Annotated in this window: 2 protein-coding genes (1 of these 2 running past the window's edge); both read left to right on the top strand. The window is 67.4% G+C overall.

Translation table 11 applies throughout. From position 1 onward, the window contains the following. Window positions 1-7,060 carry the 3' portion of a non-ribosomal peptide synthase/polyketide synthase gene (locus HU738_RS18330; RefSeq protein WP_217871491.1) on the top strand. The gene continues 15,239 nt to the left of window position 1, outside the view, so the window shows 7,060 of its 22,299 coding nt (coding positions 15,240-22,299); its start codon lies beyond the left edge, outside the window; it ends in the stop codon at window positions 7,058-7,060. Further along, window positions 7,057-18,384 carry a non-ribosomal peptide synthetase gene (locus HU738_RS18325; protein ID WP_217871490.1) on the top strand — a complete coding sequence of 3,776 codons (11,328 nt, stop codon included), beginning with the start codon at window positions 7,057-7,059 and terminating at the stop codon, window positions 18,382-18,384. The genes HU738_RS18330 and HU738_RS18325 overlap by 4 nt, the downstream gene beginning before the upstream one ends.

The raw sequence follows: 18,384 nt of genomic DNA, 5'->3' as shown, positions 1-18,384 counted from the left end.
CGAACTGTATATCGGTGGCGATGGCGTTGCCCTGGGCTATCTCGGCCAGCCGGCGCTGACGGCCGAGCGCTTCCTCGACGACCCCTTCAGCCCGCAACAGGGTGCGCGCATGTACCGTAGCGGCGACCTGGTCAGTTGGCAGGCCGACGGCACGCTGCGTTACCTGGGCCGCGCCGACCAGCAGATCAAGCTACGCGGTTTCCGTATCGAGCCTGGCGAGATCGAGGCGCGCCTGGGTCAGTGCGCAGGTGTTCGTGACGCTGCCGTGGTGTTGCGTGAAGACGCCCCTGGCGACAAGCGCCTGGTTGCCTACTTCACGGCCAGTGCGGTCACCCCGGCCATCGCCGCGCTGCATGCCCAACTGCAAGGCCAGCTGCCTGACTACATGCTGCCGGCGGCCTATGTATTGCTGGACACGCTGCCCTTGACCGGCAACGGCAAGCTCGACCGCCGTGCCTTGCCGCCGCCAGGCAGCGAGGACGTGCTGAGCCGCGCGTTCGAAGCGCCACAAGGGGCGGTGGAAACCACCCTGGCGGCAATCTGGGCCGACGTGCTCAAGGTCGGGCAGATTGGTCGCCACGACCATTTCTTCGAGCTTGGCGGCCACTCGCTGCTGGCGGTGAGCCTCATCGAGCGCATGCGCCAGGCCGGCTTGAGCGCCGATGTACGGGTGCTGTTCGCCCAGCCGACCCTGGCCGCCCTGGCGGCTGCGGTGGGCAGTGGCCGTGAAGTGCAGGTGCCGGCCAACCGAGTGCCGCAGGATGCCCGGCAGATTACCCCGGACATGCTCAGCCTGATCGACCTGGACCAGGCCGCCATCGACCGTATCGTCGCCTGCGTGCCCGGTGGCGCTGCCAATGTCCAGGAAATCTACCCGCTGGCGCCGTTGCAGGAGGGCATTCTCTACCATCACCTGAGCGCCGGGCAGGGCGACCCTTACCTGTTGCAGTCGCGGCTGGCCTTCGACAGCCTGGCCCGCCTGCAGGCCTGGGCCGACGCCTTGCAGCAGGTCATCGACCGCCACGACATTCTGCGCACGGCCGTGCTGACCGAGGGCCTGGAGCAGCCGGTGCAGGTGGTCTGGCGTGCAGCGCGCCTGCAGGTGGAAGCGGTCGACGGTGTGCAAGGCCCTTCGGTAATCGATGCCTTGCAGGCGCGTTTCGATGCCCGTCATCAACGCCTGGACCTGTCCCGGGCGCCGCTGATGCGGCTGATGCATGCCGACGACCCGGCCAACCAGCGCGTGGTCGCGATCCTGCAGTTCCACCACCTGGTCCTTGACCACACCGCAATGGAGGTGATTGCCGCAGAAATGCGCCAGCTGCTCGCAGGCCAGGCCGACCAGCTGGCGGCACCGGTGCCATACCGCACCTATGTGGCACAAGCGCGGCCAAGGGCTGGCGATGCCGGTCACGAGGCGTTCTTCCGCGACATGCTCGGCGACCTTGACGAGCCGACCTTGCCCTTCGGCCTGACCGATGTGCAGGGCGATGGCCAAGCCATCGAAGAAGCGCGTCTGCCAGTAGAACCGGCACTGGCTCGCCAGCTGCGCGAACAGGCCCGGCGCCTGGGCGTGAGCGCCGCGAGCCTGGCGCACCTGGCCTGGGCGCGGGTGTTGGGGGTGCTGGCCAACCGTACCGACGTGGTGTTCGGCACCGTGCTCATGGGCCGTCTGCAAGGCGGTGAGGGCGCTGACCGCGCGCTGGGCGTGTTCATCAACACCTTGCCGCTGCGCATCGACCTGAGCATGCCCGTGCAGCAGGCCGTGCGCGTCACTCACCAGCGCCTGTCGGCGTTGCTGGGCCACGAGCATGCTTCGCTGGCACTGGCTCAGCGCTGCAGTGGCGTGGCTGCAGCGCTGCCGCTGTTCAGCGCCTTGTTCAACTATCGCCACACCAGCGCTGTCAGCCAGGCCGCTGACGATGCCAGTCTGCAGGGGGGGCGCCTGCTCGGCGGCGAGGAGCGCAGCAATTACCCGCTGACTCTGAGCGTCGATGACCTCGGCGAGGGCTTCACCCTCAGCGCACTGGCCCAGCAGGGCATTGGCGCCGAACGGGTCACGCAATGGATGGCCCATGCCCTGGCCGGGTTGTCCCAGGCTCTGGAGGGTGCGGGCAGTGTGCCAGTGGCTGGGTTGTCGATCCTCGACACGCCAGCCCGTCAGCAAGTGCTGCAAGGGTTCAATGCGACCACCCGCCCTTACCCGCAAGGGCAGACCGTGCACGCCATGGTGGAAGCCCAGGCTGCCCGTATGCCACAGGCTGCGGCGCTGGTGCAGGACGGCCAGGTCATGAGCTACGGTGAACTCAACCGCAGCGCCAACCGCCTGGCCCATCACCTGATCGCCCGTGGCGTGCAGGCCGGTGACCGGGTCGCCCTGTGCCTGCCCCGCAGCCTTGAACGGCTGGTTGCGCTGCTCGCGGTGCTCAAGGCCGGCGCCGCCTACGTGCCGGTAGACCCCGCGTATCCGGCAGAGCGCATCGCTTACCTGCTGCACGACAGCGCACCGTCGCTGGTGCTGACCGACGCCGGCACCCAGGGGCTGGTCGGCGATACCCCTCAGGTCGAGCTGCAAGGCGCTGACTGGCAGGGGCAAGCTGACAGTAATCCGCGTGTCGACGGCCTGGACGCCCGGCAGCTGGCCTATGTGATCTACACCTCCGGCTCCACCGGGCAGCCGAAGGGGGTGATGGTCGAGCACGCCACCCTGGCCAACCTGGTGCACTGGCACCGCGAGGCCTTTGCCCTGGGCGCCGGCAGCCATACCAGCAGCGTGGCCGGTTTCGGCTTCGATGCGCTGGCCTGGGAAGTTTGGCCGGCGCTGTGCGCCGGGGCGGTGCTGCACGTGCCGCCTGCGCGCATTGCGGGTGAGCATGTCGACGAACTGCTCGATTGGTGGCTGGAGCAACCGTTGCAGGTCAGCTTCCTGCCCACCCCGGTGGCTGAACAGGCACTGCGCCGCGAGCGCCAGCACCCGACCTTGCGCACCTTGCTGGTCGGCGGCGACCGCCTGCGCCAGTTCGACCGTGACCCGGGCTTTGCCCTGGTCAACAACTATGGCCCGACAGAGGCCACCGTGGTCGCGACCTCCGGGCTGCTGCAAGCGGGGGGCGCGCTGCATATCGGCACACCGATCGCCAACACCCGCGTGTATGTGCTCGACGAGCACCGCCAGCCGGTGCCGGTGGGCGCAATCGGCGAGTTGTACATCGGTGGGGCGGGCGTTGCCCGGGGTTACCTGAATCGCCCCGAGCTGACCGCCGAACGCTTCAGCGAAAGCCCGTTCGTGGCCGGCGAGCGGCTGTACCGCAGCGGTGACCTGGTGCGCTGGAACACCGACGGCACCCTCGACTACCTGGGCCGCAACGATGACCAGGTGAAGATCCGTGGTGTGCGTGTGGAACTGGGCGAGATCGAGGCGTTGCTGGCGGCGCAGCCAGGCGTCGCCGATGCCGTTGTGCTGGTCCGTGACGAGCGCCTGCTGGCCTGGTTCACCGAGGCTGCGCCGGTGCAGGTCGAGGCCGTGCGCAAGGCGCTGCGGGCCAGCCTGCCAGCGCATCTGTTGCCACTGGCGTTCATTCGACTGGATGCCCTGCCGTTGACCAGCCATGGCAAGCTCGACCGCAAGGCGCTGCCGGATCCGGACCAGGCGCTGATTGCCGGCCAGGCCTACGAGGCGCCGCAAGGCCCGGTAGAAAGCGCCCTGGCCCAGGTGTGGGCGGAAATGCTCAAGGTCGAGCAGGTGGGGCGCCATGACAACTTCTTCGAACTGGGCGGCCATTCGCTACTGGCCGTGAACCTGACCGCACGCTTGCGCCAGCAAGGCCTGCAGGTCGACGTACGGACGCTGTTCGGCCAACCGACCATTGCCGCACTGGCCACCACCCTGGGCCAGGCGACGCAGGTTCAGGTCCCGGACAATCTCATTGCCGCCGGTTGCCAGCAGATCACGCCGGCCATGCTGCCGCTGGTGGTGCTGGAGCAGGCGGCTATCGACCGCATCGTCGCCCAGGTCCCGGGTGGTGCCGCCAACGTGCAGGACATCTACCCGCTGGCGCCGCTGCAGGAGGGCATCCTCTATCACCATGTCAGCGCCGCCGAGCATGATCCCTACGTGTTGCAGTCGCGCTTCGCCTTCGCCAGCCGTGCGCAGTTCGAGGCCTTCGCGGTCGCGCTGGACAAGGTCATCGCCCGGCATGACGTGTTGCGCACGGCCGTGCTGTGGGAGGGGCTGCCGCAGCCGGTTCAGGTCGTGTGGCGCAAGGCTGCGCTCGGCGTGTTCGAGGGCGAGGCAGGCAAGGCCAGCTTCGAACTGGCTCAGGCACCGTTGATTCGCTTGCTGTACACCGAGACGGCGGGGGGCGTCGAAGCCACCTTGCAGTTCCATCACATCGTGCTCGACCACACGGCCATGGAGGTCGTCGGCGAGGAGCTGATCGGCTTCCTGCAGGGGGATGGCGAACCCGCCCATGCGCCGGTGCCGTACCGCAATTATGTGGCGCAGGCGCGGTTGGGCATCAGCCAGGCCGAGCACGAGGCGTTCTTCCGTGCGCAACTGGCCGACATCGACGAACCGACCCTGCCGTATGGCCTCAGCGATGTACAAGGCGATGGTCGCGATATCGAAGAGGCGCAGCGGTGGCTGGGCGCCGACCTGGCCCGGCGCCTGCGCCAGCAGGGGCGGCAGTTGGGCATCAGCGTGGCCAGCCTGTTCCACCTGGCCTGGGCACGCCTGCTGGGCGCCGCCAGTGGGCAGGACACCGTGGTGTTCGGCACCGTGCTGCTGGGCCGCCTGCAGGGCGGCGAGGGTGCCGAGCGGGCGTTGGGCATGTTCATCAACACCCTGCCGCTGCGGGTCGACCTGGGCGGCGTCAGCCTGCGCGAGGCCGCGCATGCCACCCACCAGCGCCTGAGTGCACTGCTGGCCCACGAGCATGCCTCGCTGGCGTTGGCCCAGCGCTGCAGCGGCGTCGCCGCGCCGTTGCCGCTGTTCAGCGCCATGCTCAACTACCGTCATAGCGCGGTAGCCAACGCACGCCAGAAACAGGCGACCGAGGGGATCGAAAATCTCGCCAGCCAGGAGCGCAGCAATTACCCGTTGGGCTTGAACGTGGATGATACCGGCGAGGGCTTCCGCCTGGTCGCCATGACGCCCGCAGAGGTCGGTGCAGCGCGTATCTGCGGGCAGATGAACCAGGTCCTGGAGGCGCTGGTCGAGGCGCTGGAGCAGGAGCCGGGACTGTCGCTGCAGCGCCTGCCGGTGCTGGAAGCCGCTGAGCGCCAGCGCGTGCTGGTGGACTTCAACGACACGGCAGTTGACTACAACCTTGAGCAGACCTTGCATGGCCTGATCGAGGCACAGGTGGCGAGGGCGCCAGATGCGCTTGCCGTGCGGGCGGAAGAGGGCGAACTGACCTATCGCCAGCTCAATGAGCAGGCCAACCGGCTGGCGCATCATCTGATCGCCCTGGGTGTGAAACCGGACGATCGCGTGGCGATCTGCGTCGAACGTGGCTTGTCGATGGTGGTCGGGCTGCTGGCGATCCTCAAGGCCGGTGGCGCTTACGTACCGGTGGACCCGGATTACCCGGCCGAGCGTGTACGCCACATGTTGACCGACAGCGCGCCGGTGGCGGTGCTGGTGCATGGCGCGACTCGCGATGTGCCGGATGCCGGCCGGATCATCGATCTGGATCAGCCAGACTGGAATGACCAGCCTGCCAGTAACCCGTTGATTGCAGGCCTGACTGCATGCCATCTGGCCTACGTGATCTACACGTCCGGCTCGACCGGATTACCCAAAGGCGTGATGAACGAGCATGCCGGCGTGGTCAACCGCCTGCTGTGGATGCAGGATGCCTATGGCCTGACCGCCGAAGACGTGGTGCTGCAGAAAACCCCGTTCAGCTTCGACGTGTCGGTGTGGGAATTCCTCTGGCCGCTGCAGACCGGCGCCCGCCTGGTCATGGCCCGCCCCGGTGGCCACCGCGATCCCGAGTACCTGCGCCAGGTCATCCAGAGCGAAGGCATCACCACCTTGCACTTCGTCCCTTCGATGCTGGATGTGTTCCTGTCCTCCGCAGCCAACCCCGCTCCCACAGGGACCGTGCAGGCCGTGCGGCGCGTGTTGTGCAGTGGCGAAGCGCTTCCGGGCAGCCTGGTGCGCCGCTTCCAGGCACAGCTGCCCACCGTCGAACTGCACAACCTCTACGGCCCGACCGAAGCCGCCGTGGACGTCAGCGCCTGGCACTGCCTGACCGCACCCGACAACACCCCGATCGGCAAACCGATCGCCAACACCGCCCTGTACGTGCTCGACAGCCAAGGCCAGCCAGTGCCCCAAGGCGTGGCCGGCGAGCTGTTCATCGGCGGCGTCCAGGTCGCCCGTGGCTACCTCAACCGGGCCGAACTGACGGCCGAGCGCTTTATCGACGATCCGTTCCGCCCGGGCGGGCGGCTGTACCGTACCGGCGACCTCGCACGCCACCTGCCGGACGGCAACCTCGAGTACCTGGGCCGCAACGACGACCAGGTGAAAATCCGCGGCCTGCGTATCGAGCTGGGCGAAATCCAGGCTGGGCTGACTGCCATCGCCGGCATCAAGGAAGCCGTGGTGGTGGCCCGCGACCAGCGCCTGATCGCGTACTACACCGGCGAGCCACAAGCCGTGGAAGCCCTGCGGGCGGCATTACTCGCGCATTTGCCTGAGTTCATGGTCCCGGCGCTGTTCATGCACCTCGACGCCTTGCCGCTGAGCCCCAACGGCAAGCTCGACCGCAAGGCGTTGCCTGAGCCTGATGCCATACAGGACCGTCCTTATGAAGCCCCCCAAGGTGAAACGGAGACCCTGCTGGCGGCCCTCTGGTGCGAGCTGCTGGGCCTGGAACGGGTAGGGCGCCATGACAACTTCTTCGAACTGGGCGGCCATTCGCTGCTGGCAGTGACCCTGACCTCACGCTTGCGCGAACAAGGCCTGGAAGCCGACGTCCGCGCCCTGTTCGACCAACCGACCCTGGCCGGCTACGCAGCCATCACAGACAGCATGGAGATCGTCCTGTGAGTATCAATCAACTCTTGGCAACACTTTCGGCCAACAACGTGCAGCTGGCGCTCAAGGACGGCCAGCTGGTGGTTCAGGGCAACCGCCAGGCGCTGACCGATGCCGCCCTGGTGGCGCGCCTGCGCGAGCATAAGCCGGCGCTGGTGGCACTGCTCGAAAGCGGTGAATACGTTGCCCTGAAACAAGGCACGGTATCCGCGCCGGACAACCTGATCCCGCCCGACTGCACGCGGATTACCCCGGGCCTGCTCAACCTGATCGAGCTGGACCAGAACACCCTCGACCGCCTGGTCGCCGAGATTCCCGGAGGCGCCGCCAATGTCCAGGACATCTACCCGCTGGCGCCGCTGCAGGCGGGCATGCTGTTCCACCACGCCAGTGCCAACGGGCACGACCCCTACGTGATGCAGGCGCGCTTCGTGTTCGCCAGCGAAGCGCGCTTGCAAGCGTTCGCCGAAGCCCTGCGCGGGGTCGTCGAACGGCACGACATCCTGCGCACCTCGGTGCACTGGGAGGGGCTGGAAACGCCACTGCAGGTGGTTTGGCGGCGCGCTGAACTGCAACTGCTCGACCTGCCCGCAACCGACCCCGGCCGTGCCTGGCTCGACCTGACCCAGGCTCCGCTGATCCGCCTGCTGCGCGAGGCGCCCGAGGCCGATGGCAGGCTCAGTGCCACCCTGCAGTTCCACCATATCGCCATGGACCACAGTGCTCTGGAGGTCGTGCGCCATGAGCTGATCGCCTTCCTCGCTGGCGAAGAACAACACCTCGGCACACCGGTGCCGTTTCGCAACTATGTGGCCCAGGCGGTACTCGGTGTCAGCGAAGCGCAGCATGAGGCGTTCTTCCGCGAGATGCTGGGTGACATCGATGAAGCGACCCTGGCGTATGACATCCAGGATGTACAAGGGGAGGGTCAGCCCCCTCGCGAACACAGGCTCGACCTGCCGTTGGCGCTGTGCCAGCGCTTGCGTGCCTACGCCCGCAGCATTGGCGTGAGCGTCGCCAGCGTGTTTCACCTGGCCTGGGGGCGGGTGCTGGGGGGGCTGACCGGGCGCGAGCGAGTGGTGTTCGGTACGGTGCTGATGGGCCGCCTGCTCGGCGCCGAAGCCACCGATCGGGCGCTGGGCATATTCATCAATACCCTGCCGCTGCGGATCGACCTGGCTGACAACGACGTGCCGACGGCGATCCGCGCCACGCACCAGCGCCTGAGTGCGCTGATGCGGCATGAGCATGCGCCCCTGGCCCTGGCCCAACGTTGCAGCGGCGTGGCTGCCCCGGCGCCGCTGTTCAATGCGCTGCTCAACTATCGCCACAGCGCCGTGGCCAGCGACGAACCACGACGGGCCGCGCTGGCGGGTATCGATATCGTCGACTCCGCCGAGGCCACCAACTACCCACTGACCTTGAGTGTCGATGACCTCGGCGAAGGTTTCCGCCTGACACTACTGGCCAACCCCGAGGTGCCGGCCGAACGGGTCTGCAGCTACCTGCAGCAGACCTTGCAAAGCCTGCTGCAGGCGCCCCAGGCCGAGGTGCTGGCGCTGCCAATGCTGCCAGACAGCGAGCGCCATGCACTGCTGGAGGCATTCAATGGCGACCCGAGCGATTTTGCGGCGACTCTCACCCTGCATCAGCGCATCGAAGCCCAGGCGCAAGCGCACCCGGCCACGATTGCCGCCACCTGCGGCCAGCAAGCACTGAGCTATGCCGAGCTCAACTGCCAGGCCAACGCCTTGGCCCACCGGCTGATCGCGCTGGGCGTGCGCCCGGATGATCGCGTGGCGTTGCTTGCCCGTCGTGGCCTGGAAACCTTGGTCGGGCTGTTGGCCGTGCTCAAGGCTGGCGCCGGCTATGTGCCCATCGACCCGGCGCACCCGGATGAGCGGGTGCACTATGTGCTGGACGACAGTGCCCCCGTGGTGGTGCTGACCCAGCAGGCGCTGCGCAGGCGCCTGGGGGCTGTCGAGGTGCCGGTGCTGTTGCTGGACCAGCCCGACTGGCCGGCCAATGCCAGCAACCCGAGTGTGGCAGCATTGGGGGCGAGCCACCTGGCCTATGTCATCTACACCTCAGGCTCCACCGGCCAGCCCAAAGGGGTAATGGTCGAGCACCGTGCCGTCAACAATCTGGTCGACTGGCATTGCCGCGCGTTCGACCTGTGCCGGGGCCGCCACACCTCGTGCCTGGCGGGTTTCGGTTTCGACGCCATGGCCTGGGAAACCTGGCCGGCGCTGTGCGCCGGGGCCACGTTGCACCTGGCGCCGCCGGCCGAAGGCCATGAAGACCTCGACGCCATGCTTGCCTGGTGGTGCAGCCAGCCACTGGATGTGAGCTTCCTGCCCACCCCGGTGGCTGAATATGCCTTCAGCCATCAGCTTGAACACCCGACCCTGCGCACCCTGCTGATCGGCGGTGACCGGCTGCGCCAGTTCAACCGTACCCAACGCTTTGCCGTGGTCAACAACTACGGCCCGACCGAAACCACCGTGGTGGCCAGCTCCGGCGTGGTTGAAGCGGGCGAGGTGCTGCATATCGGTCGCCCGGTGGCCAATGCGCGCTTGTACGTGCTCGACGAGCGGCGGCAACCGGTGGCGCTGGGGGTCGCCGGCGAGCTTTACATCGGCGGTGCCGGGGTCGCCCGCGGTTACCTCAACCGGCCTACGCTGACGGCCGAGCGCTTTCTCGATGACCCGTTCAGCGCCGGTGGTCGCATGTACCGCAGCGGCGACCTGGTGCGCTGGCTGGCCGATGGCACCCTTGAGTACATCGGGCGCAACGACGACCAGGTGAAGATCCGCGGGGTGCGCATCGAACTGGGCGAGATCGAGAGCCGCCTTGCAAGCCTGCCGGGTATCAACGAGGCCGTGGTCCTGGCCCGTGAGGACCAACCCGGCCAGCCGCGCCTGGTGGCGTATTTCACGCCCCAGCCCGACGTCGAAGCGGCGACCCCCGAAAGCCTGCGTGCGCAGTTGCAGGCACACCTGCCGGCATACATGGTGCCGGTGGCGTTCGTGGCGTTGCCGGTGCTGCCACTGACGGCCAACGGCAAACTCGACCGTCGCGCCTTGCCCAGACCCGAGCGTACGGCACTGTACGAGCCCGGTTACGAGCCCCCGCAAGGCGAGCTGGAACAGGCCCTGGCGCTGATCTGGGCCGAGCTGCTGCAGGTCGAGCGGGTAGGGCGGCGTGACCACTTTTTCAGCCTCGGTGGGCATTCGCTGCTGGCCATGCGCATGGTTTCGCAGGTCCGCCTGCGCCTGGGCGTGGAGCTGACCCTGGCCGAGCTGTTCGCCAATGCCGAACTGGCCGCGGTGGCCGAGGTGCTGGCCGGTGCCGGGCGCTGCGCGCTGCCAGCGATCGTGCCGGTACCGCGCGATCAACCGTTGCCGATGTCGTTCGCCCAGCAGCGGTTGTGGTTCCTGGCGCAGATGGAAGGTGGCAGCCAGGCCTACAACGTGCCGCTTGCCCTGGGCCTGCGCGGGCCGCTGGACGACGACGCGCTGGAGTGCGCCTTGCTGCGCATCGTCGAGCGCCATGAAACCCTGCGCAGCCATTTCGTGCCGCGTGATGACAGCGCCGAAGTGATCATCGGCACCACCGCCGGCGCGGGGTGGTTCCTGCGCGAGGAGATTGCCCTGGCGGATTTGCCCGGCAAGCTGCGCGAGGAAGCCGGCAGGCCTTTCGACCTGGCCCACGGCCCGATGTTGCGCGCCCGCCTGCTGCGTCTGGGCGCCGAACACCATGTGCTGGCAGTGACCGTGCACCATATCGTTGCCGACGGCTGGTCGCTGGGGGTACTGACGCGCGAGCTTAGCGCCCTGTACCCGGCCCTGTGCCAAGGCCTGGCTGATCCGCTGCCGGCCCTGGCCATCCAGTACGGCGACTACGCGGTGTGGCAGCGGCGCTGGTTGGCCGGGGAGCAGTTGCAGCGCCAGGCCGATTACTGGCGTGAGGCGCTGGACGGTGCGCCGACGTTGTTGAAACTGCCAACCGACCGGCCAAGGCCCGAGCGCCAGGACTTCGCCGGGGCCAGCGTGCCGTTGCAGTTGGCCCCGCGCCTGAGCGCTGCATTGCGCACCCTGGCCCAGCGCCACGGGGTGACCCTGTACATGACGGTGCTGGGTGCCTGGGCGGCGTTGCTGGCCAGGTTGTCCGGCCAGGGCGAGGTCGTGATCGGCTGCCCGGTGGCCGGCCGTGGCCATGTTGAGCTGGAAGCCCTGGCGGGGTTGTTCGTCAACACCCTGGCCATGCGCATCGACACCGGCTCGGCAAGCACCACCGAGGCGTTGCTCGGGCAGGTCAAGGCCCGTGTGCTGGCCGCCCAGGCACACCAGGACCTGCCGTTCGAGCAGGTGGTGGAAATCGTCCGGCCCTCCCGCAGCCTGGGCCATACCCCGCTGTTCCAGGCGACCCTGAACTGGCAGGCTACCCAGGGCGCCGCCTTGCAGCTGCAGGGCGTGCAGCTCGAAGCCGTGGAACAGAGCCTGCAAGTGGCCAAGTTCGACCTCACCCTGAACCTGGCGGAGCATGGCGACGTTGTGGCTGGCAGCCTGGACTACGCCACGGCATTGTTCGACGAGCCGACCGTGCGCCGTTACCTTGGCTATTTCGATACGCTGCTGTGGGCCATGGTCGGCAACGACCAGGCGCCGTTGGCAGAGGTTGGCCTGGTGGGCGAGGAAGAACGCCAGACCCTGCTGCACAGCTTCAATGCGACCACAGCGGATTACCCCCGCGAGTTGAGCGTGACACGCCTGTTCGAACAGCGCGCAGCCCGTCATCCCCAGGCCTTGGCGGCCGTGCATGGGCAACAGGCGCTCAGCTATGGCGAGCTCAACCTGCAGGCTAACCGCCTGGCCCATTACCTGATCGCCGAGGGCGTGGCCCCCGGCGCCTGCGTGGCGATCCTGCTGCCGCGCTCGCTGCCCTTGCTGGTGGCGCAACTGGCGGTGCTCAAGTGCGCGGCGGTATACGTACCCTTGGACATCCATGCGCCGGTGGAGCGGCAAGCCTTCATGGTCGAAGACTGCCAGGCCGTGATGCTGCTGACGCAAGCCGGTACCCAGGCAGGCTTTACAGTGCCCCGGCTGGACCTCGATAGACTGGCGTCAGCCGTGCAAGCCGGGCATAACCCGAGCCTGGCGCAGGATGGCGGCAGCACGGCCTACGTGATGTACACCTCGGGCACCACCGGCCAGCCGAAGGGGGTGTGCGTGCCGCATCGCGGCATTGCCCGCCTGGTGCTGAACAATGGCTACGCCGACTTCAATGCCCTGGACCGCATCGCCTTTGCCTCCAACCCCGCGTTCGATGCCAGCACCATGGACGTCTGGGCCGCGCTGCTCAATGGCGGGCAGGTGCGGGTGATCGATCACCCGACCCTGGTCGACCCGCAGCGTTTTGCCAGGGCGCTGCTGGACGACGGTATCACCGTGCTGTTCCTGACCACGGCGCTGTTCAACCAGTACGTCCAGCTGATATCCGATGCCCTGGCTGGCCTGCGCATCCTCATCACCGGTGGCGAGCGTGCCGAGCCGACGGCGTTTCGCGCCTTGCTGGGGCGTGCGCCGGCCCTGCGCCTGATCAATGGCTACGGGCCGACCGAGACCACGACCTTCGCCGTGACCGCTGCCGTTCAGGGGCTGGCGCCGGATGCCGTGCAGGTGCCGATTGGCCGACCTATCGGCAACACCCAGGTGTATGTGCTCGATGCCTATCGCCAGCTGGTGCCGCGTGGGGTGATCGGCGAGCTGTACATCGGCGGCGATGGCGTGGCAGTGGGGTATCACAACCGGCCTGAGCTCACCGCCGAGCGCTTCATCGACGACCCGTTCAGCCAGCAGCCAGGGGCCAGGCTCTATCGCACCGGCGACCTGGTGCGCTGGCTGCCTGACGGCCAGCTGGAATGCCTGGGGCGCAATGACGATCAGGTGAAGATCCGCGGTTTTCGCATCGAGTTGGGGGAGATCCGCCAGCAGCTGTCGCAGTGCCCAGGCATTGGCGATGTGCAAGTCCTGGCGCTGCCCGACGGGCAAGGGCCGTTGCGCCTGGTTGCCTGGTTCACCTGTCACGATGCAGGGCTCGACGCCAGCACCCTGCACGGTTACCTGCGCGGGCGCCTGCCTGACTACATGGTGCCGGGCGCCTATGTGAGGCTGGCGCGCATGCCGCTGACCAACAATGGCAAGGTTGACCACAAGGCGCTACCGCAACCTGGCCCGCAAGACTTTGCCACAGCCGCCTATGAGGCGCCGCAAGGCGAGCGCGAAACCGTGCTGGCCGAGCTGTGGGGCGAATTACTGCAACGGCAGCAGGTTGGTCGACAGGACCGCTTTTTCGAGCTGGGCGGCCATTCGCTGCTGGCCATGCGCATGCTGGCCCAGGTCCGCCAACGCCTGGGCCTGGAGCTGGCGCTGGGCGAGCTGTTTGCCGATGACCGCCTGGCAGCGGTCGCGGCCAGCCTGGGCCGCCACGCTGAACGCGCCTTGCCAGAGATCCAGCCGGCGCCCCGGCTGGGTAGCCTGCCGTTGTCGTTCGCCCAGCAGCGTTTGTGGTTCCTGGCACAGATGAGCGAGGGCAGCGCTGCCTACCACATCCCCGTGGGCCTGCAGTTGCGCGGCGCCCTGGACGCGCTGGCGCTGGAGCGGGCATTGCGGCGGGTGATCGAGCGTCACGAGAGCCTGCGCAGCCACTTTGTAGAGCAGGATGGCGAGCCGCGGGTGGTGCTGGCTGCGGACGCCCGTGGCTTCCAGCTGGCCAGCGAAGAGGTGCGTGAACTTGATGATCGAGCGCTGGCGCGGTGGGTCGAGCAGGCAGCCAGCAAGCCCTTTGCGCTGCAGCATGAGCTGCCGATTCGCGGTCACCTGCTGCAGCGGGCCGAGGACCATCATGTTCTGCTGCTGACTGTGCACCATCTGGTGGCCGATGGCTGGTCGCTGGGTGTGCTGCTGGGTGAACTGGGCCAGCTGTATGAGGCGTTCAGCGCCGATCGCGACGACCCGCTGCCGGCATTGCCGGTGCAGTACCTGGATTACGCCTTGTGGCAGCGCCGCTGGCTGAGCGCAGACGCTTTGCAGCGCCAGGCTGATTACTGGCGTGAGCAGCTGGCGGGAGCGCCGAGCCTGGTCAGTCTGCCCTGGGACCGGCCGCGACCGGAACGCCAGGACTATGCCGGTGACAGCGTTGCGATCCGCCTGGATTCGCGCCTGAGTGATGAGCTCAAAGCCGTGTGCCGGGCTCAAGGGGTGACGCCATACATGCTGTTCATGGCAGCCTGGGCGGTGTTGCTGACACGCCTGGCCGGCCAGGACGAAGTGGTGATCGGCTCACCCTTGGCCAACCGCCGTCAGGCCGAGGTCGATGGGCTGATCGGCATGTTCGTCAATTCCATTGCCGTGCGTGTGGACACGTCAGGCACACCGGATGTGGCCACGTTGCTGGCGCGGGTCAAGGCGGCACTGCTGGACGCCCAGGCGCATCAGGACCTGCCTTTCGAGCAGGTGGTCGAAGCCGTGCGCCCGCAGCGCAGCCTGGCGCATACGCCGCTGTACCAGGTGTCGCTGGATTGGGATGCAGCGCCCGGGCACCAGATCCTGCAGCTGGGCGAGCTGGCGGTAACCGCGCTGGGCGGGCAGGCACGTATCGCCAAGTTCGACCTCAGCCTGAGCATGGGCGAAGGCGCCGATGGCTTCAGCGGCGGTATCGTGTTTGCCACCGCGCTGTTCGAGCGGAGCACCGTCGAACGTTATGCGGGCTATCTGCAGCAGTTGCTGTGGACCTTCGCCGAAGGCGGGCACGCCGTGCCGGCCCGTACCGGGTTGCCGCATGCCGATGAGCGCAAGCGGTTGTTGCATGAGTTCAATGACACCGTTGTGGATTACAACCTTGAGCGGACCTTGCATGGCCTGATCGAGGCGCAGGTGGCGAGGGCGCCAGATGCGCTTGCCGTGCGGGCGGAAGAGGGCGAACTGACCTATCGCCAGCTCAACGAACAGGCCAACCGCCTGGCGCATCATCTGATTGCCTTGGGTGTGAAACCGGACGATCGCGTGGCGATCTGTGTCGAACGTGGCTTGTCGATGGTGGTCGGGCTGCTGGCGATCCTCAAGGCCGGTGGCGCTTACGTGCCAGTGGACCCGGATTATCCAGCCGAGCGCGTGCGGCACATGCTCAGCGACAGCGCACCCGTGGCGGTACTGGTGCATGGCGCGACTCGCCAGGTGCCGAGTGCCGGCCAGATCATCGACCTGGATTTTCCGAGCTGGGGCGATCAGCCTGCCGACAACCCGGTGGTTGCAGGCCTGACTGCACGCCATCTGGCCTACGTGATCTACACCTCCGGCTCGACCGGATTACCCAAAGGCGTGATGAACGAGCATGCCGGCGTGGTCAACCGCCTGCTGTGGATGCAGGATGCCTATGGCCTGACCGCCGAAGACGTGGTGCTGCAGAAAACCCCGTTCAGCTTCGACGTGTCGGTGTGGGAATTCCTCTGGCCGCTGCAGACCGGCGCCAGCCTGGTCATGGCCCGCCCCGGTGGCCACCGCGATCCCGAGTACCTGCGCCAGGTCATCCAGAGCGAAGGCATCACCACCTTGCACTTCGTCCCTTCGATGCTGGATGTGTTCCTGTCCTCCGCAGCCACCCCCGCTCCCACAGGGACCGTGCAGGCCGTGCGGCGCGTGTTGTGCAGTGGCGAAGCGCTTCCGGGCAGCCTGGTGCGCCGCTTCCACGCGCAGTTGCCGGCAGTAGAGCTGCACAACCTCTACGGCCCGACCGAAGCCGCCGTGGACGTCAGCGCCTGGCACTGCCTGACCGCACCCGACAACACCCCGATCGGCAAACCGATCGCCAACACCGCCCTGTACGTGCTCGACAGCCAAGGCCAGCCGGTGCCCCAAGGCGTGGCCGGCGAGCTGTTCATCGGCGGCGTCCAGGTCGCCCGTGGCTACCTCAACCGGGCCGAACTGACGGCCGAGCGCTTTATCGACGATCCGTTCCGCCCGGGCGGGCGGCTGTACCGTACCGGCGACCTCGCACGCCACCTGCCGGACGGCAACCTCGAGTACCTGGGCCGCAACGACGACCAGGTGAAAATCCGCGGCCTGCGCATCGAACTGGGCGAAATCCAGGCTGGGCTGACTGCTATCGCCGGCATCAAGGAAGCCGTGGTGATGGCCCGCGACCAGCGCCTGATCGCGTACTACACCGGGCAACCGCAAGCCGTGGAAGCCCTGCGGGCGGCATTACTCGCGCATTTGCCTGAGTTCATGGTCCCGGCGCTGTTCATGCACCTCGACGCCTTGCCACTGAGCCCCAACGGCAAGCTCGACCGCAAGGCGCTGCCAGAACCTGATGCAGTTCAGGACCGCCCTTATGAAGCCCCCCAAGGTGAAACGGAGACCCTGTTGGCGGAGATCTGGTGCGAGCTGCTGGGCCTGGAACGGGTAGGGCGCCACGACAACTTCTTCGAACTGGGCGGCCATTCGCTGGCCGCCATCCGTTTGCTCGACAAGCTGAACAAGGCACACCTGTCGGCCTCGATCAACGATGTGTTCCAGCAACCCAGCCTGATGGCGCTCGCCGCTCTCCTGGATGCCGGCCGCGCCGGTCAGCCGCAAACCGTCATTACCGTAAGGGCCGATGGTGCCGGGACGCCGCTGTTCCTGGTCCACGAGTTCTCCGGGCTGGATTTCTATTTCCCGGTCCTGGGCCAGCACCTGCCGGGTGATTTTCCTGTCTATGGCTTGCCGGGCGTGCCGCACAATCAACCGCAGCCGCGCACGTTGGAGTGCCTGGCGCGCTACCAGGTCGAGCAACTGCGCAGCGTCCAGCCTCACGGCCCTTATCGCCTGGCCGGGTGGTCGTTCGGTGGCGTGCTGGCCTTCGAGATGGCCAGCCAGTTGCTGGGTGCTGACGAGGTCGTCGAATTCCTCGGCCTGATCGATAGCTATGCGCCGCGCCTGGCTGACCAGGGCAAGGCCCGTTGGCAAGGCCCGCGTGCGCTGGAAAACCAGCTGCTGCACAACTGCATGAGCTTCTGGCGTAGCCAAGGCGAAGCCGGCGATGCGCCGCTGGCACGACTGCAGGAGCTAGAGGCAGAGCAGGCCGATTTTGCCAGCCTGATTGCCCGTTGCCGTGAGCACCATGTGCTCTATGGGCTGTGGTCGAGCATGAGCGACGCGCAGTTGCAGCATTACTTCGAACGTGAGCTGGCCCACGGTTACGCCATGGCCCACTACCGTGTGGCGGCGCTCAACCTGCCCATTCACCTGTTCAGGGCCGAGCAGGGCAGTGATGGCGTGTCTAGCCTGGGCTGGCGCGAGGCATTGCCGGGCCAGGTATTGCTGGACATCGGCGTGCCGGGCGATCACCGCAGCATGATGCAGGACCCGCATGTTGCGGCGCTGGGCAAGGCAATCGGCCAGGCTCTGGAGCGCCTGCAGCCCGCCACTGGGCAAGCGGTCCATCAACCCTTGGTGGCAATCCAGAGCGGCCAGCCGGGTCATGCGCCGGTGTTCTGCATGCCGGGTGCCGGCGACAGCGTGACCAGCTTCGTCGGCTTGGCCGAAGCGCTCGGCCCGGATTGGCCGCTCTATGGCCTGCAGGCGCGGGGCCTGGATGGCAGCTCGGTGCCGCACAGCACTGTCGAGGCCGCAGCCGAGTGCCACATGCGCGCCATCGAAGCACTGTATCCGCAAGGGCCACTGAACCTGGTTGGTCACTCCTTCGGTGGCTGGGTCGCGCACGCCATGGCCGCGCGCTTCGAAGCCAAGGGCCGCCAGGTGCGTTCGTTGACCCTGATCGACAGCGAGGCGCCGGGTGAGGGTGGTTCATGTGGCCGCCCTTACACCTTTGGTGAGGCACTGGAGAAGCTGATCCAGGCGCTGCAGTTGTCCACCGGCAAGGCCCTGGGCATCGAGCCGCAGGCGTTCGCCGAGGCCAGCGACGACGAGCAGTTGCGCCAGTTGCATGCCGCCATGGTACGCATCGGCTTGCTGCCGGCGCGTTCGTCACCGCGGGCCCTGGACGGCACGGTGCGGACCTTCGCCACGGCGCTGCGCACCCGGTACCAGCCCGGCTTGAGCTACAGCGGGCCGGCAGGGCTGGTGCTGGTGGACGACCCGAGCCTGGACCTGGCTGGCAACGCCCGTGAACAGGCGGCGATGCGCGCCGGCTGGCGGGCGCTGATGCCACAACTGGCGTTGTGGCAGGGGCCAGGCGACCACTTCAGCATCCTCAAGGTGCCGGATGTGTTCAGCCTGGCGGCCTGGTGGCATGACGGCCAAGCGTTGCAGCACGGCAAGGTGACTCCGTAA

The organism is Pseudomonas vlassakiae (assembly GCF_014269035.2).
Taxonomy (GTDB): domain Bacteria; phylum Pseudomonadota; class Gammaproteobacteria; order Pseudomonadales; family Pseudomonadaceae; genus Aquipseudomonas; species Aquipseudomonas vlassakiae.
This window is presented reverse-complemented; position numbering and strand designations above follow the sequence as displayed.